We start from the raw sequence: 18,690 nt of genomic DNA, 5'->3' as shown, positions 1-18,690 counted from the left end.
AAGAAATGGATGTGTGAACAGGCACATTCATGCCTCGCATGTCGCGCGCGGCATGCCGCAGCCTGCGAATCACTGCCCTCGCGGTAATGCGGTTAGAGGCTGATGTCCGGTGAGTGGTGGCCTGATCCGGAACCGAAAAGGGACATGCGGCGGAGAGGCCGCCGGATGGGGCCGTTGGCACGGGCTCATCGGTCACAATCCGATGAAATCTTGGTAAGAATCCCTGTTTTTGCAGGTGGCGACAGCAGACCTTCGCGCCATTTCCGGGCATAACGGACACTCAACGCATGCGTGCGGCCGATTCAGGGCCGCCGGAATGGATGATCCGGCGCCAGGGGAGCCGTTGCAGAGGATGGGTCAACTGGCGCTTGGGTTCGGATCAAGGGGTTGGGGTGACGTGCTGCCACGGCACGCGGCGCACCTCCGTGCCCTGCGCATCTCCGCCACGCGTGTCTGCGCGGCCGGTGCGGTCGCAGTCCTGCTTGCAGGCTGCATCATGAAGCAGGACCTGCCGGACCTCGCGCTCGATATTCCGGTTGCGTACCAGAAGGACGCCACGCCGCAACGGCAGGACGCGCCGCCCACGCTCGACTGGTGGCGCGGCTTCCGCTCGGCCGAACTCACGCAGTTGATGGAGGAGGCGCAACGCGTCAACCTCGATATCACTGCCGCGACCGCACGCCTTCTGCAGGCCGATGCGATGACGCGCACGGCAGGCGCGGCGCTACTGCCGACACTCGATGCCAATGCATCCGCGACGCGCTCGAAATCGTCATCCGGCTATCTCAACAATGGCACCGTTGCCGCTCGCGGGACGATCAACACCTATTCGACCTCGCTCAGCGCGAGCTACGAGATCGACCTGTGGGGCAAGAACCGCGACGCGCTGCTCGCCGCTGAAGAGAGCGCCAATGCGAGCCGCTACGATCGCGACACCGTAGCGCTGACGGCGATGGCGAGTGTTGCCAATGCCTACTTCCAGGTGCTGGCGGCCCAGGACCGGATCGCGACTGCCGAGCGCAATATCGCGAGCGCCAAGCGCATCTATGACGCGATCAAGGCGCGGGTCGATGCGGGCACGGGCTCCGACCTCGATCTTGCTCAGCAGGAAAGCCTGCTGGCCAACCAGCGTGCGGCGGTGCCGCCGTTGCGGCAGACGCTGACGCAGAACCTCAACATCCTCGCGACGCTGGTGGCGCGGCCGCCGGAGCGCGTGCACATTCGCGGCGGCTCGCTTGGGCGTGTTTCGGCGCCGCGCGTCACGCCGGGCCTGCCGTCCGAACTTTTGATCCAGCGCCCGGACATCCGCCGTCAGGAGGCGCAGTTGGCCTCGGCGACCGCGAATGTCGGCAGCGCGCGGGCGCAGTTCTTTCCGAGCATTCAGTTGACCGGGCAAGGCGGCTACCAGAGCGCGGCGCTGTCGGCCCTGTTCATGCCGCAATCGGCGTTCTTCAACCTGGCTGCGGGACTGACGCAGCCGATCTTTGACGCTGGCCGCATCCAGGCCAATTTCGATCTGACCAAGGCGCAGCAGGACGAGTTGCTGCAGACCTATCGCAAGACGGTGATCTCGGCGTTCTCGGACGTCAACACCGCGCTCGACGCGATCCGGCAGACGGCGCAACGCCTGCGGCTGCAACGCGTGGTGGTGGCCTCCTCGCGGCGGGCGTTCAAGCTGTCGGAGGATCAGTTACGGGCGGGCACGGCCGACATCATCACCGTGCTGAATACGCAGCAGACCCTGTTTCAGGCGGAGGATACCCTGCTGCAGGCGCAACTTGCGTGGCTGCAATCCTATGTCAGCCTGTTCCAGGCGCTGGGCGGCGGCTGGGAACCGAGAGTGGAGCAGAGAACGGTGACGACGATGAGGGAGCCCGGGAATGCTCTTTAAGCCAGGCGAGAATGGCAAGGTGAGCGAAAGCGTCGCGCGGGTCGCCGGCGGCGCGCGGCGGCGCACGGTCTCGCTTTTCATCGCGCTCGTGATCGTGGCGGGGCTCGGCTATCTCGGCTGGTCGCGGTTCTATGGCGGCAGCCAGGATGCCGCTCACATGCGCTTCGACATGGCGGTGCCGGTGCTCGCGGCGACGCCCAAGGTCGAGGACGTGCCGGTTTATCTCGACGGCGTCGGTCAGGTGCGCGCGCTCAACACCGTGACCGTTCGCGCGCAGGTCGATGGCAAGCTTCTGAAGGTGAATTTCGTCGAAGGACAGGACGTCAAGGCGGGCGATGTGCTGGCCGAGATCGATCCGGTGATCTACCAGGCGCAGTACGATCAGGCCGTCGCCAAGAAGGCGCAGGACGAGGCGCAGCTTGCCAATGCGCGGCTCGACCTCAAGCGCTACGAGCAGTTGGCCGCCTCCAAGGCGGGCTCCGCGCAGCAGGCCGACACCCAGAAGGCGACTGTCGCCCAGCTCGAGGCGCTGGTGAAGTCCGATCAGGCCGCGATCGACAACGCGCAGGCGACGCTCGGCTACACCAAGGTGATCGCGCCGCTGTCGGGCCGTACCGGCTTGCGGCAGGTCGATCCGGGCAACATCATCCATGCCTCCGACGCCACGGGCGTCGTGGTGTTGACGCAGTTGCAGCCGATCGCCGTACAGTTCAGCCTGCCACAGCAGGAGATCAACCGCGTCAACACGGCCTCCGCCAAGGGGCAGCTTGCCGTCGATGTGTTCGGCGAGGATGGCCGCACCGTGGTCGATACCGGTATCATGCGCACCATCGACAATCAGGTCGATCCCACGACCGGTACGGTGAAGGTGAAGGCGGAATTCCCGAATGCCGGGCACAAGCTCTGGCCGGGGCAGTTCGTCAATGTCCGCCTCAAGGTCGAAACGCTGCCGCAGGCGCTGACGGTGCCGACCGCTGCCGTGCAGCGCGGGCCATCCGGCACGTTCAGCTATGTGATCGGCGAGGACAACACGGTCACCGCCAAGCCGGTGACCGTGACGCAGCAGAGCGAGACCACCGCGGTGATCGCAAAGGGCCTTGCGCCGACCGACCGCGTGGTGACGACCGGCTTCGCCAATCTTTCCGACGGCTCCAAGGTGGTGATCGGCAGCGAGGACACCGTGCCGACGCAGGACCTTGCCCCGCGCAAACGTGAGCCGCGCGGCGGGAAGGGCGGCAAGGGTCCACGGTGAGGCGCGCATGAGCGTTTCCGAACCATTCATCCGCAGACCGATTGCCACCTCGCTCCTGGGGCTCGCGCTCTTGATCGGCGGTGCGCTCGGCTATTGGTGGATGCCGGTGTCGTCGCTGCCGCAGGTCGATTTCCCGACCGTGCAGGTAACGACGCGGCTACCCGGCGCAAGCCCGGACGTGGCAGCCTCGCTCCTCACCGCGCCGCTCGAGCGCCAACTCGGGCAAATCCCGTCGCTGTCGTCGATGACATCGACGAGTTCGTTCGGTGTCAGCCAGATTTCGCTGCAGTTCGATCTCAACCGCGACATCGACGGCGCGACGCAGGACGTGCAGGCCGCAATCAACGCCGCCGCCGGCGTGCTGCCGAAGAACCTGCCGTACCCGCCGACCTACGCCAAGGTGAACCCGGCCGATGCGCCGGTGATGACGCTCGCGCTCACCTCCGACACCATTTCGGTGCGCGCGATGAGCGACCTCGCTGACTCGCTGATGGCGCAGCGGCTGGCGCAGATCACCGGCGTTGGTCGCGTCTCGGTGCTGGGCGGTCTCAAGCCCGCGGTGCGGGTGCAGGCCGACCTCGCGCGCCTTGCCGCCTACGGCATCGGCATGGAGGATCTGCGCGCGGCGATTGCCGGGGCAAACGTCTCCGGACCGAAGGGCTCGCTCGACGGCAAGCAGCAGGCCTACACCATCGCCGCCAATGACCAGTTGATTGGCGCCGAAGCCTACAAGGACGTCATCATCGCCTATCGCAACAATGCGCCGGTGACGGTGGGCGATGTGTCCGAGCTCGTTGACGGGCTCGAGAACGACAAGACCGGCGGCTGGTACAAGAACAAGCCTGCCGTCATCATCGATATCCAGCGCCAGCCCGGCGCCAACGTCATCGACGTCGTCGAGCAGATCCGCAAGGAAATCCCCAAGCTGCAGCAGGCGATCCCGGCGGGCGTCACCCTCACCATCGTCAGCGACCGCACGGTGACGATCCGCGCCTCGGTGCACGACGTGCAGTTCACGCTGGTGCTGAGCGTCATTCTGGTAACGCTGGTGGTGTTGCTGTTCCTGCGGTCGATCCGCGCCACGATCATCGCGGGCGTCGCGCTGCCGCTATCGCTGATCACAAGCTTCGGCGTGATGTGGTTCGCGGGCTTCAGCCTAGATAACCTCTCGCTGATGGCGCTGACCGTCGGCACCGGCTTCGTGGTCGACGATGCCATCGTGATGATCGAGAACATCGTCCGTCACATGGAGAACGGCGAAACGGCGATGGAGGGCGCGCTGCGCGGCGCACGCGAGATCGGCTTCACCGTGATTTCGCTCACCGTGTCGCTGATCGCGGTGTTCATTCCGCTGCTCTTCATGTCCGGCCTTGTCGGGCGCATGTTCCGCGAATTCGCACTGACGCTGACGATCGCGGTCATCACCTCGGCCGTGGTCTCGCTGACGCTGACGCCGATGATGTGCTCGCGACTCTTGAAGCGCCACGGCGAGGAATGGGAAGTGCCGGGCCTGCGCGCGGTCAGCGACTTCATCGATCGCTCCATCGAATTCTATCACCGCACGCTGCTCGTCGTGCTCGCGCATCAGCGACTGACGCTGTTCGTGGTGTTCCTCACGGTGATCGCGACCACCGCGCTCTATGTGATCGCGCCGAAAGGATTCCTGCCACTGCAGGACACCGCCTCCATCGTCGCGGTGACGGAAGCCGGGCAGGACGTTTCCTTTGCCGAGATGCAAGTGCGCCAGACAGCGGTGTCGAACGCAATCCAGTCCGACCCCGATGTCACGGGCCTCGTGTCGAGCATCGGTGCCGGCGCGGTCAACCCCACGCCGAATGTCGGGCGTATCACCATCAATCTCACGCCGCGAAGCGAGCGCAAGGCCGATGTCACCGGCGTGATCGCACGGCTGAAGCAGCGTGTCGCCGCTGTGCCGGGCATTTCGGTCTATTTCCAGCCGGTGCAGGACATTCAGATCAGCACCAAGTCGAGCCGCTCGCAGTATCAATACACGCTGACCGGCACCGACCGTGGCGAGGTGGTGAAGTGGTCGAATGCGCTGGTGCGCGAGATGCAGCGTAATCGGATCTTCCGCGATGTCTCATCCGAGGCGCAGGAGGGCGGCCTGCGCGCCGCGCTTAGCGTCGACCGCCAGCGCGCGGGCCAGCTCGGCGTGTCGCTGCAGGCGGTCAACGACACGTTGAACGACGCCTTCAGCCAGCGGCAGATTTCCACCATCTACGGCCAGGCCAACCAGTATCGCGTGGTGCTGGAAGCAAAGCCCGAGGACCAGCGCGACCCGAACATCCTCTCGAAGCTTTATGTGCCGGGCGCGGCGAACGCCACCGGCGGCGGCACCGCGCAAGTGCCGATCTCCGCAGTCGCGACGCTGACGCGGACCACCGCGCCGCTTGCGATCTCGCATCAGGCGCAGTTTCCGGCCGTGTCGCTGAGCTTCAACCTCGCGCCCGGCGAGGCGCTGGGTGACGCGGTTGATGCCCTGCACAGAATCGAGAAGCAGATCGGTATGCCGGGCAACATCACCGGGCTTTATTCCGGCGACGCGGCCGAATTCGCCCGTTCGCTCGCCGGGCAGCCGTGGCTCATCATCGCCGCCATCGTCACGATCTATATCGTGCTCGGCGTGCTCTATGAGAGCTACATCCACCCGATCACCATTCTCTCGACGCTGCCCTCGGCCGGCGTGGGCGCGATCCTCGCGCTGATGCTGTGCGGACAGGACCTCTCGGTCATCGGCCTGATCGGCATCATTCTCTTGATGGGTATCGTCAAGAAAAACGCGATCATGATGATCGACTTCGCGCTGGAGGCGGAGCGCCATGAGGGGCTGTCCGCCTACGATGCCATCGTCAAGGCGTGCCTGTTGCGCTTCCGTCCGATCATGATGACGACGCTCGCTGCGCTGTTCGGCGCGTTGCCGCTGGCGCTCGAGACTGGCACCGGATCGGAGCTGCGCTTTCCGCTCGGCGTGTCGATTGTTGGCGGCCTGATCGTCAGCCAGATCCTCACCCTTTACACCACGCCGGTGATCTATCTCGCGCTCGACCGCATCAATCGTCGGCTGGAAAGCGCTGTGCCGCTCGCCGGGCAATACCCGTCGCCTCCGGTTGCGGGCGCGACGGAGGGCATGCAGTAGATGTCGATCTCCGAGCCCTTCATTCGCAGGCCGGTCGGCACCACGCTGCTGGCGATCGGCCTGTTTCTGGTGGGCGCCGTCGCCTATGTGAACCTGCCGGTTGCGAGCATCCCGAACGTCGATTTTCCGATGATCCGAATCTCGGCCTCGCGGCCCGGAGCCGATCCGTCGGTGATGGCGGCGACCGTGGCGGCGCCGCTGGAACGCAGGCTCGGCGAGATTGCGGGCGTCGATCAGATCACGTCGTCGAGTTCGCTCGGTTCGACGAGTATCCAGATGCAGTTCGCCATCGGCCGCAGCATCGACAAGGCGGCGCGCGACGTGCAGGCGGCGATCAATGCGTCGCTTGCTGATCTGCCGAGCGACCTGCCGTCACTGCCGAACGTGCGCAAGGCGAACACAGCGGCGACACCGGTCTTCATTATCGCGCTGACGTCGAAAACAATGTCGCCAAGCGCGATCTACGATATCGCCGATACCGTGATCGCGCAGCGGATCGCGCAGGTGCCGGGCGTGGGCGAGGTGACGGTGAGCGGTGCCGATCAGCCCGCGATCCGGGTGCAGATGAATCCGATGCTGCTCGCCAATGCGGGGATTTCCACCGAGCAGGTGCGCGCCGCCATCGTCGGCGCCAACGCCTTCGGCCCGATCGGCATGTTCGACGGCGGCCGTCAGGGCGAAACGCTCGGCCTCAATCCGCAGATGCGTACGGCTGCGGAACTGAAGAACATCGTCATCAAGGCCTCGAACGGTAATTTCATCCGCCTCTCGGACGTCGCAACCGTGATCGATGCGACGCGTTCCAGCCGCTCCATCGCCTGGTTCAACAAGCAGCCCGCGGTGCTGCTGCAGATCACCAAGCAGAGCGATGCCAACGTCATCGACACCGTGGACCGGATCAAGGACCTGCTGCCCCAGCTCAAGCAGTGGATTCCGGCAGGCGTCGAGGTTTCGACGCTGACGGACCGCACCGGCACGATTCGCGCCAGTGTCGAGGACATGCAGTGGACGCTCGGCGCGACCGCGCTTCTGGTGATGGCGGTCGTGTTCATATTCCTGCGGCGCGGCGTGCCGACCATCGCCGCCGGTGTGTCCGTGCCGCTGGCGCTGGCCGGCACCTGCGCGGGCATGTGGGCGGCCGGGTTTTCCATCGACAACCTGTCGCTGATGGCGCTCGCGATCTCGATCGGCTTCGTCGTCGACGATGCCATCGTCATGATCGAGAACATGCACCGCAATCTGGAGCAGGGCATGACGCCCGCGCGCGCGGCGCTGGAGGGCGCCAAGCAGATCGGATTCACGGTGCTGTCAATCAGCCTGTCATTGATTGCAGCGTTCACGCCGCTGATCTTCATGGAAGGCATCGTCGGGAGGCTGCTGCGCGAGTTCTCGCTGACGCTCGTGTTCGCCATCGCGGTTTCGACGGTTGTGTCGTTGACCGTGACGCCTATGATTTGCGCGCAGTACATCAAACACGCGCATAACGAGAAGGAGAACCGCTTCGATCGGCTGGTCGAGGGCGTGCTGTCGCGCGTGCTGCGGTTCTATGAACGCAGCCTGCGTGCCGTCCTGAAGATGCCGATCCTGACGATCCTTGTCTTCTTCACGAGCATCGCGCTCACCGTGGTGCTATACGCCAAGCTGCCGAAGGGCTATTTCCCGACCGACGACAGCGGCTTTATCTTCGGTTCGACGCGTGCCTCGGCGGATATTTCGTTTCAGGCGATGCTGCCGCTGCAGCAGCGCGTGGCCGATATCGTGATGGCCGACCCCGCCGTCGCCACCATCGGTTCTTCGCTCGGCGGAAGTTCATTCCTGGGTGGCTCCAACCGCGGCACGATGTTTATCGCGCTGAAGCCGCCGGAGGAACGCGGCGGCGTCAGTACCGCGCTGGTGATCGACCGGCTGCGGCGCGAGCTCGGAAAAATTCCGGGCATCCGGCTGTTCATGGTGGCGGCGCAGGACATTCGCGCGGGCGGCCGGCAGAGCGATTCCAATTACCAGTACACGCTGGCAAGTGCCGACCTCGACCTGCTGCGAAAATGGGGTCCGCTGGTTGCGAAGCGGATGGAGACGGTTGAGGGCATCACCGACATTTCGAGTGACTCTGATCCCGGCGGACTGCAGTTGAATCTTAAGATTGATCGCAAGATGGCGGCGAGCGTCGGCGCCGATATTCAGGATATCGATAACGCGCTGAACAACGCTTTTGCGCAGCGGCAGATTTCCTACGTCTACACCCAGCGCAACCAGTACCAGATCATTCTTGAAGTCGCCCCGCAGTTTCAGGGCGATCCAGCCAGCCTCGCGCATATCTATGTCGCGGGTGCCAACAACACGCAGGTGCCGCTGTCCACGCTGGTGCATATGAGCCGTGGGCTTGCGCCGCTCGCGGTGCGGCATTCGGCATCGTTCCCCTCGACGACGATCTCGTTCAACACGCTGCCCGACGTGCCGCTTGAGACCGCGACGGAAAACATCCGGCGCGCTGTCGCCGAGTTGCACATGCCGGAGGGTATTCGCGGCACGTTCGAGGGCAACGCGGCCGACAGCCAGAAGGCGGCGAGCCGCCAGCCGCTGCTCATCCTCGGCGCGCTGGTTGCGGTTTATATCGTGCTGGGCGTGCTCTACGAGAGCCTCGCGCATCCGCTGACGATCATCTCGACGCTGCCGCCCGCGGGCCTCGGCGCACTGCTTGCTCTACTCGTAACCGGATTGCCGCTGACGGTGATCGCCTTCGTCGGCATCATTTTGCTTATCGGTATCGTCAAGAAGAACGGCATCATGATCGTGGACTTCGCGCTTGAAGGCGAGCGGCAGCACGGCATGAATTCGGAGGAGGCGATCTTTGCCGCGAGCCTCGCGCGATTCCGCCCGATCATCATGACGACGATGGCGGCCTTGCTCGCGGCGGTGCCGCTCGTGCTTGCGACCGGTCCCGGCACCGAGTTGCGCCGGCCGCTCGGCGTCACCATCATCGGCGGCCTGATCGTGTCGCAGATCCTCACGCTTTACACGACGCCGGTGATCTATCTGCTGATCGATCGGGCGCGACTCTGGATACGCGGCGAGTCCCGGCTGGGGCCGGGCGCCGTTCCGGCGGAATAGGGGCGCACAATGCCGGACACAATTCTGCCATCGCAACTGGACGCCGTTCCTGAATGCCCGGACTGCGGCAAGCCGGAGCCGTTTTGCATCTGCAACGGCGTCGATCCGGTCGAGAACCGCATCGACGTTTTGATTCTGCAACACCCGCAGGAGCAGGACCGGCTTCTCGGCACCGCACGCCTCACCGCGCGGATGCTGTCGAAGGCAACGTTGAAGATCGGCCTGTCGTGGCCGAGCCTGTCGAAGGCGCTGGGGCGCGAGGTCGATCCTGCACACTGGGCAGTACTCTATCTTGGCTCCGCCAAGGTGGCCGATCTCGTGACGGATCGCGACGTCGTCGCGATCGATCGCAAGGGCGATCTGGAGCCGTCGCAAACGGCCGTGCTGCGAGGGATCGAAGGCGTGATCGTGCTCGATGGCACATGGAGCCAGGCGAAGGCGCTGTGGTGGCGCAACGCGTGGATGCTGAAGTGTCAGCGCGTCATCCTCGGGCCGCAACAATTGTCGCTTTACGGAAAACTGCGCCGCGAGCCACGCCGCGATGGTCTGTCGACCATCGAGGCCACGGGGCTTCTCCTGACGCATCTCGAAAAGCGGCCGGAAATTGCGGACGCGTTGTTCGGCGCGTTCGACCGGATGCTCACGACCTACCGCGAGGCGGTGAAGGCTCACCCGGAATTTCTGCCGAAACCGCGGCCGAAGCGCGACTGGCGGCGTGGACGCAAGCCGGTGCGACGGAAATCGTAGAGTTTCCGTCTTACGAGACGGTCACGCGCGGACTTGATCCGCACATTCATCCTACAAGAAAGATGGATTGCCGGGTCAAGCCCGGCAATGACGCTCGGAGAATTAGTGTCGTTTCACCCGCGCGCGAAACGGCCGATCTGTGCCTGATAGGCGGGATCCCTGTGGCAGGTATCCGAGATGAGCCCGTGCAAGCTCGATGCAAGATGCCCATCGATCTCGTGGGCCAACGCGAGCTTGAGGTAGCGGACCGCTTCGCGCGGCCGCTCCGCGAGTTGCGTAGCAATCGCCAGCGCATCGGATAACAGCGCGTCGGCTTCCGTGACTTTCGTGATCGCACCCATCGTCAGCGCCTCACTTGCATCAAAACGGCGACCGCTCAGCATCAACTCGGCTGCGCGACCCTGACCGATCAACTTCGGCAGGCGCTGGATCGCGCCGAAAGCGGGCACGCCGCCGAGCGCGATTTCCGGTAAACCAAAAACTGTCCCGGTGCTGGCGATGCGGATGTCGCAGGCGAGCGCGAGTTCGAATCCGCCGCCCAGCACATAGCCGTGCAGGGCAACGACAGACGGGATCGGCGATCGCGCAAGCCGGTCGAGCGTCGACCATGCTTTTTCGACGAAGCGTCGCTTCTCCGCGCCGGTGAGCTTCTTCACGGTGTCGAGGTCGGCACCGGCACAGAAGGCTTTCGCACCTTCGCCGGAAATCACGATCGCGCCTTGTGTTCCGCTTTGTTCGACTCGGGCGATCTCGGCAAGGAACACATCAAACGTCGCGTCATCGAGTGCGTTGAGAACCTTCGGGCGGTTGAGCTTGAGATGCGTGACGGGGCCGATATCGGCGACGGCGAGGGACGAGGACATTCCGCTAGTTCCGCATTGCTGAAAATGGTGAGCGTGACGCGCCGACGGTAACGGCGGAACGCTGTTGCGTACGAACTACAAAAACTCAACCAACACGGATTTTTTGTTGTTTGCCGCTCCGGCTTGCGACTGAAAATCTGTTGCAGCCCGATCTCCGGTTCAGCATGGCCGTCGAGGTGCGGTGCTGGAGGACGATGATGAAACCTTTGGCAGGTTTGAAGGTTCTGGACTTGACCCGGTTCTTCGCCGGACCGTTTTGTACGATGCTTCTTGGTGATCACGGCGCCGATGTCGTGAAGGTCGAATCGCCCGGCGGTGGCGACCAGACCCGCCGTCAGGGGCCTCCGTTCAAGGCGGAGAACGGCATGACCTTCTTTGCCGGCAACCGCAACAAGCGCTCGCTCGTGCTCGATGCCAAGACCGAAGAAGGCCGCGATCTTCTGTTTCAGCTTGCCTCGCGCGCTGACGTTGTCGTCGAGAACTTCCGTCCGCCGGTGCTGAAACGCCTCGGCATCGATTACGAGCGGGTTTCCGCTGCAAACCCCGGCGTGATCTACGCATCTCTCTCCGCACTCGGGCCGGATGGTCCGCAGGGCGATCGCGGCGGGTTCGACATTACCGTTCAGGCCGAATTCGGCTTCATGAGCATCAGCGGCGAGAAGAATGGGAAGTCGATCAAGCAGGGCACTTCGGTGTTCGATCTCGTCACCGGCCTTTACGCGTATAGCGGCATCGTCACGGCTCTGTTGCAGCGCAAGGAGACCGGGCGCGGCCAGCGTGTCGAGACAAGCCTGATGGAATCTCAGGTGAGCTTCCTCGTCGATGCGGCGATGGAGTATCTGATTGCCGGTAAGGTGCGCGAGAAGTGGGGCTCCGAGCATTCGCAGATCGTGCCCTACAAGGTGTTTTCAACCCGTGACGGCGAGGTGGTGATCGGCGCCGGCTACCAGACGGTGTACGAGCCGTTCGTCCGCGCCATCGGCCGTGAGGATCTCATCACCGACCCGCGTTTCGCCACGCTTGCTGTGCGCGTCGAGAACCGTGATGAGATGTATCGCATTCTCGATGAGGAAATTGCGAAATACACCAACGCCGAGATCATCGCACTGCTCGATAAGGCGACCGTGCCGAATGCACCGGTGAACAACGTCGCGCAGGTGTTCAGCCACCCGCAGCTTCTGCATCGCAAGATGCTGCTGTCGCTCGATCACCCGCAATACGGTTCAGTGCCGACGATCGGCCCGGCAGTGAAATATTCCGGTTTCGACGTCGCAGAAGGCTGGCGTGCGCCACCGCTCCTCAATGAGGGCGCGGAAAGCGTGATCGAGGACTGGCTCGGCAACAGCGAGCCCCGCAAGGCCGCGCACGCGGTCCGATCCTGACGCAAGCCGCTTGCCTGCCTCCTGCGCGGAGACGGGCTTTTCATTTCACGAAACGCCTCAACGGACAAGAATCATGGATTTTGCAATCGCAGAAGAAGACAAGATGGCTGTCGAAAGCCTCAAGCGCTGCGTCGAAGCCGAAGTGCTGCCGCTGACCAAGGGCAAGTGCGACAAGGCGTTCTCGCCTGAACTCGCGCATCAGCTTATGAGCATTCTCAATCCGTATGGCATCGGCGCGGGTTGGCTGCCCGAAGATGGCGGCGGCATGGGCTTGAGTTATATGACGAGCGGAATGCTCTACGGCGAACTGGCGCGGCTTGCGCCGGACGTTGCTGGCCTTGCCTATGTCAGCGAAGGTGCCGCGATGAAAATCTATCGCCGCGGCACGGCGGAGCAGAAGGCTCGCTATCTGCCGGGCATGGCCGAGGGCCGCATCATCGGCTGCGGCGCGGTGACGGAGCCTGGCACCGGCTCCAACGTCCGGCAGTTGCGGACGAGAGCAGTGCGCGACGGCGAGGGCTGGCGGCTCAGCGGCGAAAAGATGTTCATCTCCAACGCGACGGTTGCCGATATCTCGACCGTGCTCGCCCGCACCGGCGAGAACGAGTTCGGAATCTTCATTCTCGATCGCTCCGTTCACAAGTTCGAATCCGGAGAGCTGGAAAAGCTTGGCCTCAACGGCTGGTCGTTCGGCTCGATCACGCTCGACAATGTCTATATCGGCGACGAATTCCGTTTGGGTGATGGCACGTCGGGACTGTCGGAGGCGATGTCGGGGTTTGAGCGCGCCCGCGCCTGGGTGGCGGTCATCAGCTCGGGCATTGCGCGCGCCGCACTCGACGATGCAATCCGCTATGCGACCGAGCGCGACCAGTTCGGTGTGCCGATCGCGACCCATCAGCTCGTGCAGCAATTGCTGGCCGATATGGCCTGTGAGACCGAGGCGATGCAGCTTCTCACCTACAAGGCGCTTGCGGCGCTTGATGCAGGCGGGCGCTGCGACCTGCCGACCTCGATGGCGAAGGTCTATGCCTCCGAGGCCGCGGTACGGGTCGCCTCCCGTGCGATTCAGGTTCATGGCGCCTGTGGGGTGACGCGCGAGTTTCCGGTTGAGCGCCACTTCCGCAATGCGCGGATGCTTACCATTCCGGACGGCACCACGCAGATCAACCAGCTCATCATCGGGCGCGAGTTGACCGAGATCCCGGCGTTTCTTGGTGCGGCGGGCCGCAAGACCAAGCCGCGGTCGGCCGCGGCATGAGCAAGCGCACGGGGCCGCTCGCCGGTGTGAAGTTCATCGAGATGCCGGCCATCGGCCCAGGGCCGATGTGCGGCATGCTGCTCGCCGACCTCGGCGCCGACGTGCTGCGCATCGAGCGGCCGGAACGTGCGGACATCGGCATCGAGCGGCCGCTCGAGACCAACTTCATCATGCGTGGGCGCACTACCATCAAGCTCGATCTCAAGAAGCCTGAAGGTGTCGCGCTTGTCTTGCGTCTCATCCGCGAGGCGGATGGCCTGATCGAAGGATTCCGGCCGGGTGTGATGGAGCGGCTTGGGCTTGGGCCCGAACCCTGCCTCGCCGCCAATCCAAAACTGGTCTACGGCCGCATCACCGGCTGGGGACAAAGTGGGCCGCTTGCGAAGACCGCGGGTCACGATCTGAATTATATCGCCCTCACGGGCGCGCTTCATGCCATGGGCCGCAAGGGCGAAGCGCCGCCGGTGCCGCTCAACTTAATTGGTGACTTTGGCGGCGGTGCGCTGTTTCTCGCGCTCGGCCTGCTGGCCGGTATTCTCGAGGCGCGGCAGTCGGGCAAGGGGCAGGTGGTCGATGCCGCGATCGTCGATGGCGTCGCCGCGATGCTCACCTCGATCAACGGCCTGATGGCTTGCGGCGTGTCCTCGCAGGAGCGCGGCACCAACATTCTGGATTCCGGCGCCTACTTCTACGACGCCTACCAATGCGCCGATGGCGGTTATGTCGCGGTCGGCCCCATCGAGAAGCGGTTTCACGCGCAGTTTCTGGAAAAGCTCGGCCTCAGCGTGGCCGAGATGCCAGCCCAGGACGATCAGGCGCGATGGCCGGAAGGGCGCGAGCGGCTGCGGGCGATATTTCTCACACGCCCGCGCGACGAATGGGCATACCTGTTTGCCGGAACCGATGCCTGCGTGACGCCGGTGTTGTCACTCCAAGAATCTTTTACCGATCCACACATGACGGCGCGCGGCTCGTATGTCGATGTCGCGGGCTATCGTCAGGCTGCGCCGGCGCCGCGCTTCAGCCGGACCGTGCCGGATCGGCCCGCGCCGCCTGCACCCGCGCGCGATGCGGATGCCTTGTCAGGCTGGCTGACTGAGGCCGAGTGCAGCGCTCTGCGGGAAGCCGGGACGATCGTTTATCCCTGAAGGCTGCAGCGCTGCGGCCTTCACCGGCTCGCGCTTGGTGTTCACTTCGCTCAACAGCCATTCGCGGAACGGCTGGAAGAACGGGTGCATCTCGGTCGAGGCCGGCCGGATCAGATGGAACGGGCAGGACGCAGGCTTGCTGTCCGGAAAGGCGATGGTGAGGCTGCCCGCGCTGAACTCACGCTGCAGCAGTTCCTCCAGGCCGATGGCAATGCCGCCGCCCGCGATCGCCGCTTCATACATCAGCTTCGAGCTTTCAAAGCGCTGGCCGCGGAATGGATCGATCCGCATATTGCCGTTCGCTTCCGCCCAGCGCCGCCAGTCGTTCGGGCGTGTTTCGGAGTGGAGCAGGCTGTGGCCCCACTCATCGTCATCGGAGGCAAGCGTGGTGGCGGGCAGATAGTTCGGGCTGCACACTGGGACCAGATTCGCCATAAACAGTTTTTCGCTCATGCGCGGCGCGTATTCGAGACGATCACTCAAAATCGCGGCATCAATTCCCGATTTCTCGAAATCTATATCGTGCGTATGCGTTGTCACAAACTTGAGTTCGAGGCCGGCAGACTCACGCGCGAATTTTGACCAGCGCGGAATCAACCAGTCGATGATGAAAGTCGGATAGGCGCAGACGACGAGCGGACGATGCGCGCGCTGCGCCGCGAGGTTTTGCGTTGCCAGCGCGATCTGATCGAAAACATTGCCGAGATGCGCGAGATAATACTGCCCGTCCTTGGTCAGTGTAATCTGGCGATGCGAGCGATGAAACAGTGCGCAGCCGAGGTGATCCTCGAGCGACTTGATGCTGCGGCTGACGGCGGCAGGCGTGACGAACAACTCCGCCGCGGCGTCGTTGAAACTGCCAACGCGAGCGGCGGTCACGAATGTACGCAACGCATTCAAAGGTGGCAGTCGCGGGTCCACGTGATAAGGCCCTCACGCAACAAAAACTCAATCGAACGATAAGTATTAGTCGTTTGTCAGTCAAGCATCGCCTTGGAAGTATCCCTGAACGGTCAGTTAAGTAGCGTCTCGTGTTAGCGGTCCGATGTATCGGCTCATCACGCGGAGGAACTTCAAGTGGCACGGCGCGACATAGCGTTCTATGCGGGCTTATCGATCGCTTTGTGCGATGCTGTGCTTCGCTTGATCTGCCGCAACGTTTTCACGTGCGGCCAATTAATCGTTTCACATATCACTGACAGGTGCGCGCACGACCAAATTGGTTGCGATATGCGCTCGCTCGCTCTCGCGCGCGGAACGATAGGCCGCTCTGGTATCGTGCATACCAGAGCGCTTCACCGGTCATCTGGAGCACATGCATGAAGCGGCCGCTCGAAGGCGTCAGGGTTCTCGATCTTTCGCGCATTCTTGCGGGGCCGAGCTGCACGCAGATTCTCGGCGACCTCGGTGCCGACGTTATCAAGATCGAGCGGCCGGGTGCGGGCGACGATACGCGAAGCTGGGGCCCGCCATTCCTGACTGACGAGAATGGTGAGCCGACCCGCGAGAGCGCGTACTTCCTGTCCATCAATCGCAACAAGCGCTCGGTGACGGTCGACATCACGACCGACGACGGCAAGGCGATCCTCTACGATCTGATCGAGAAGAGCGACGTGCTGGTCGAGAACTTCAAGGTCGGCGATCTCGATAAGCGCGGATTCGGATGGGAGCAGGTGCACGCGCGCGCGCCCTCGCTCGTTTATTGCTCGATCACGGGATACGGGCAGACCGGTCCGTATGCGCCGCAGCCCGGTTACGATTTCATCATTCAAGGCATGGGCGGCTTGATGAGCATCACCGGTGAGCCGGATGGCGAGCCGATGAAGGTCGCGGTGCCGATCGCCGACATCATGTCGGGTATGTATGCGACCGTCTCGATTCTCGCCGCGCTGCGCGAGCGGGAGAAAGAAGGCATTGGCCGCCGGATCGATATCTCGCTGCTCGATTGCCAGGTGGCGTGGCTTTACAATCAGGTCTCGAATTTTCTGGTCGATGGTCTGGAGCCGAAACGCTTCGGCAACGCGCATCCCAACATCGTGCCGTATCAGACCTTCGCCACGGCAGATGGTCACGTTAATCTCGGCGTCGGCAACGACGCGCAGTTCTTCCGCCTCTGCAGCCTGATTGAGCGGCCGGACCTGCGGCTCGACCCGCGCTTCGCTTCCAACACGCTGCGCCTCAAGCACCGCAAGGAACTCATCACCGAGATCGGCGCGGCCTTTACCCAGCGCACCTCGGCGTATTGGCTCCACATGTGCCGGCAGGAGCAGGTGCCGTGCGGCCCGATCCATTCGATCCCCGAGGTGTTTGAGGATCCGCAGGTGAAAGCACGTGGCGTGCTCGCCGAAGTTAAACACTCCGCGACGGGGGAAAAGCCCGTGCGGCTCTTGCGGTCGCCGATCCGGATGTCCGGTGTTGATCTCGGCGTTCGCCGCGCGCCGCCGATGCTGGGCGAGCACACCAATGAAGTGCTCGGCAACGATCTCGGCTACTCCGAGGCGAAGATTGCCGCCCTGCACGACAAGGGGGTGGTGTGATGCCGGTCCGCCACGACACCGTTGCCCGTTCTGCGCGCGAAGTCGACGTGCTTCGCGAGGTAGACGTCGTGGTGGCGGGCGGCGGCGCTGCGGGCGTTGCTGCCGCGGTGTGTGCGGCAAGGGCGGGCGCATCCGTCGTGTTGCTCGAGCGCAATGGTTTCCTCGGCGGCACGATGACGTCGACATCGCTCGGCGGCATTTGCGGGCTTTACTCTTTGATCGACGGCGAGCCGGTGCAGATGGTGCACGGCTTTGCCGAAGAGGTGCGGGACAGGCTCGATCGCGCGGGCGGCATCCGCGGCGCGTTGCCGTGGCTGCAGACGGCGTCGCTGCCCTACGACCTCTTCATCATGAAATCCGTGCTCGACGATCTCGCCGAGACGGAGCGCCTCACGGTGCTCTATCAGGCGCGGCTCGTTGAAGCAGGTGTCGAGGATGGACGTATCCGCCACGTCATCGTGCGCGGTCGGGGCGGGTTGTTTGCCATCCGTGCCAATGCGTTCATCGATTGCACCGGCGACGGCGAACTCGCGGCCATGGCCGGCGTCGCCACCGAATACGATCGGGCGTCGCTGCAGTTTCCAACCGCCATGTTCCGCATGGGTGGTGTCGATACCACCGTTGCGATGAAGGTACCGCGCGATGAAATGCACCGGTTGCTCGAACAGGCGGTGACGGACGGCTACGATCTGCCGCGCACGGCAGGCGGGATCTATTCGGTGCGCGATGGTATCGTTCACCTCAACATCACCAAGGTGAAGGTTGACGGCCACACGCCCGATACGTTCGATCCGATTGAGTTGAGCGAAGCCGAGCGCGAGGGGCGTCGCCAGGCACGGCTCTATCTTGAAGTATTCCGCCGTTACGTTCCGGGCTACGCCAACGCCTATATTCTCGATACCGGCGCCGAACTCGGCATCCGCGAGACCCGCCGCATCGTCGGCCCGCACGTTCTCACCTCGGACGATGTGCTCAAGGAGCGGAAGTTCGACGATGCCATTGCTGCGAATTGCTGGCCGATCGAGGATCACGGCGGCGGTCGTTCCACGCGCTGGGTCTGGCTCAGCCCCGGCGGCTACAATCATATTCCGTATCGCGCGCTGCTGCCGATGGGGGTGCGTAATCTTCTGGTCGCGGGCCGCTGTCTGTCGTCGACCCACGATGCGCAAGCCGCCATTCGCGTCACCGCAAACTGTTTCTCGACCGGACAGGCTGCCGGCCTTGCGGCCGTGATGGCCGGAAGCGGCGACATGGCTTCGGTCGATATCAAATCATTGCAAGCGGCATTGAAGGCTGGCGGCGTCAACCTGGCGCCGATGCCGGAAACCGCCAACGCATAAGAAG

The 18,690-nt window shown here is 63.7% G+C and carries 12 protein-coding genes; 10 read left to right on the top strand and 2 right to left on the bottom strand.

Going from position 1 to position 18,690, the window contains the following annotated elements:
• Positions 1-352 precede the first annotated feature (352 nt).
• From OCA5_RS09890 to OCA5_RS09870, 5 genes are read left to right on the top strand one after another with little or no spacing between them, the layout of a single operon-like run.
• Positions 353-1,891 carry an efflux transporter outer membrane subunit gene (locus OCA5_RS09890; protein ID WP_012563206.1) on the top strand — a complete coding sequence of 513 codons (1,539 nt, stop codon included), beginning with the start codon at positions 353-355 and terminating at the stop codon, positions 1,889-1,891.
• The gene (locus tag OCA5_RS09885; protein ID WP_012563207.1) at positions 1,881-3,143 is read left to right on the top strand and encodes an efflux RND transporter periplasmic adaptor subunit; all 1,263 of its coding nucleotides are present in this window, start codon (positions 1,881-1,883) and stop codon (positions 3,141-3,143) included. Before OCA5_RS09890 ends, OCA5_RS09885 begins: the two co-directional genes overlap by 11 nt.
• 7 nt (positions 3,144-3,150) lie before the next feature.
• Entirely contained in the window at positions 3,151-6,300 is a 3,150-nt protein-coding gene (locus OCA5_RS09880; protein WP_012563208.1) for an efflux RND transporter permease subunit, read from the top strand.
• Positions 6,301-9,408, top strand: coding sequence for an efflux RND transporter permease subunit (locus OCA5_RS09875; RefSeq protein ID WP_012563209.1), 3,108 nt, complete (start codon positions 6,301-6,303; stop codon positions 9,406-9,408).
• A 9-nt stretch (positions 9,409-9,417) separates the two neighbouring features.
• Entirely contained in the window at positions 9,418-10,155 is a 738-nt protein-coding gene (locus OCA5_RS09870; protein ID WP_012563210.1) for a tRNA-uridine aminocarboxypropyltransferase, read from the top strand.
• A gap of 113 nt (positions 10,156-10,268) precedes the next feature.
• Here OCA5_RS09870 and OCA5_RS09865 read toward each other — a convergent pair whose 3' ends face one another.
• Positions 10,269-11,018 (bottom strand): enoyl-CoA hydratase/isomerase family protein, encoded by a 750-nt coding sequence (locus OCA5_RS09865; RefSeq protein ID WP_012563211.1) that lies wholly within the window; start codon positions 11,016-11,018, stop codon positions 10,269-10,271.
• Between the two features lie 164 nt (positions 11,019-11,182).
• Here OCA5_RS09865 and OCA5_RS09860 point away from each other — a divergent pair, with 164 nt between their 5' ends.
• From OCA5_RS09860 to OCA5_RS09850, 3 genes are all read left to right on the top strand, one after another.
• A complete protein-coding gene (locus OCA5_RS09860; protein ID WP_340622490.1) occupies positions 11,183-12,400 on the top strand; it encodes a CaiB/BaiF CoA transferase family protein in 1,218 nt (405 codons plus the stop codon).
• A 73-nt stretch (positions 12,401-12,473) separates the two neighbouring features.
• Complete coding sequence (locus OCA5_RS09855) at positions 12,474-13,661, top strand: acyl-CoA dehydrogenase family protein (protein ID WP_012563213.1); 1,188 nt, start codon at positions 12,474-12,476, stop codon at positions 13,659-13,661.
• Positions 13,658-14,809 (top strand): CaiB/BaiF CoA transferase family protein, encoded by a 1,152-nt coding sequence (locus OCA5_RS09850; protein WP_012563214.1) that lies wholly within the window; start codon positions 13,658-13,660, stop codon positions 14,807-14,809. The genes OCA5_RS09855 and OCA5_RS09850 overlap by 4 nt, the downstream gene beginning before the upstream one ends.
• On the opposite strand, the gene OCA5_RS09845 is transcribed toward OCA5_RS09850, so the two are convergent.
• Positions 14,744-15,730: a LysR family transcriptional regulator gene (locus OCA5_RS09845; protein ID WP_013913127.1), complete on the bottom strand. Its 987-nt coding sequence runs from the start codon at positions 15,728-15,730 to the stop codon at positions 14,744-14,746. The two genes, OCA5_RS09850 and OCA5_RS09845, sit on opposite strands and share 66 nt — an antisense overlap.
• A 398-nt stretch (positions 15,731-16,128) precedes the next feature.
• Between OCA5_RS09845 and OCA5_RS09840 the strand changes: the two genes are divergently transcribed.
• Positions 16,129-17,346 carry a CaiB/BaiF CoA transferase family protein gene (locus OCA5_RS09840; protein WP_012563217.1) on the top strand — a complete coding sequence of 406 codons (1,218 nt, stop codon included), beginning with the start codon at positions 16,129-16,131 and terminating at the stop codon, positions 17,344-17,346.
• Positions 17,346-18,686: an FAD-dependent oxidoreductase gene (locus tag OCA5_RS09835; protein WP_013913126.1), complete on the top strand. Its 1,341-nt coding sequence runs from the start codon at positions 17,346-17,348 to the stop codon at positions 18,684-18,686. Before OCA5_RS09840 ends, OCA5_RS09835 begins: the two co-directional genes overlap by 1 nt.
• Positions 18,687-18,690: the final 4 nt, after the last annotated feature.

Origin of the sequence: Afipia carboxidovorans OM5 (assembly GCF_000218565.1) — a bacterium.
GTDB lineage: Bacteria > Pseudomonadota > Alphaproteobacteria > Rhizobiales > Xanthobacteraceae > Afipia > Afipia carboxidovorans.
This window is presented reverse-complemented; position numbering and strand designations above follow the sequence as displayed.

Bases quoted from the DNA above. Each gene is read 5' to 3' on its own strand.
- OCA5_RS09885 (WP_012563207.1), top strand. From the start codon at position 1,881: ATGCTCTTTAAGCCAGGCGAGAATGGCAAGGTGAGCGAAAGCGTCGCG.
- OCA5_RS09880 (WP_012563208.1), top strand. From the start codon at position 3,151: ATGAGCGTTTCCGAACCATTCATCCGCAGACCGATTGCCACCTCGCTC.
- OCA5_RS09875 (WP_012563209.1), top strand. From the start codon at position 6,301: ATGTCGATCTCCGAGCCCTTCATTCGCAGGCCGGTCGGCACCACGCTG.
- OCA5_RS09890 (WP_012563206.1), top strand. From the start codon at position 353: ATGGGTCAACTGGCGCTTGGGTTCGGATCAAGGGGTTGGGGTGACGTG.
- OCA5_RS09840 (WP_012563217.1), top strand. From the start codon at position 16,129: ATGAAGCGGCCGCTCGAAGGCGTCAGGGTTCTCGATCTTTCGCGCATT.
- OCA5_RS09860 (WP_340622490.1), top strand. From the start codon at position 11,183: ATGGCCGTCGAGGTGCGGTGCTGGAGGACGATGATGAAACCTTTGGCA.
- OCA5_RS09865 (WP_012563211.1), bottom strand. From the start codon at position 11,018: ATGTCCTCGTCCCTCGCCGTCGCCGATATCGGCCCCGTCACGCATCTC.
- OCA5_RS09855 (WP_012563213.1), top strand. From the start codon at position 12,474: ATGGATTTTGCAATCGCAGAAGAAGACAAGATGGCTGTCGAAAGCCTC.
- OCA5_RS09850 (WP_012563214.1), top strand. From the start codon at position 13,658: ATGAGCAAGCGCACGGGGCCGCTCGCCGGTGTGAAGTTCATCGAGATG.
- OCA5_RS09835 (WP_013913126.1), top strand. From the start codon at position 17,346: ATGCCGGTCCGCCACGACACCGTTGCCCGTTCTGCGCGCGAAGTCGAC.
- OCA5_RS09870 (WP_012563210.1), top strand. From the start codon at position 9,418: ATGCCGGACACAATTCTGCCATCGCAACTGGACGCCGTTCCTGAATGC.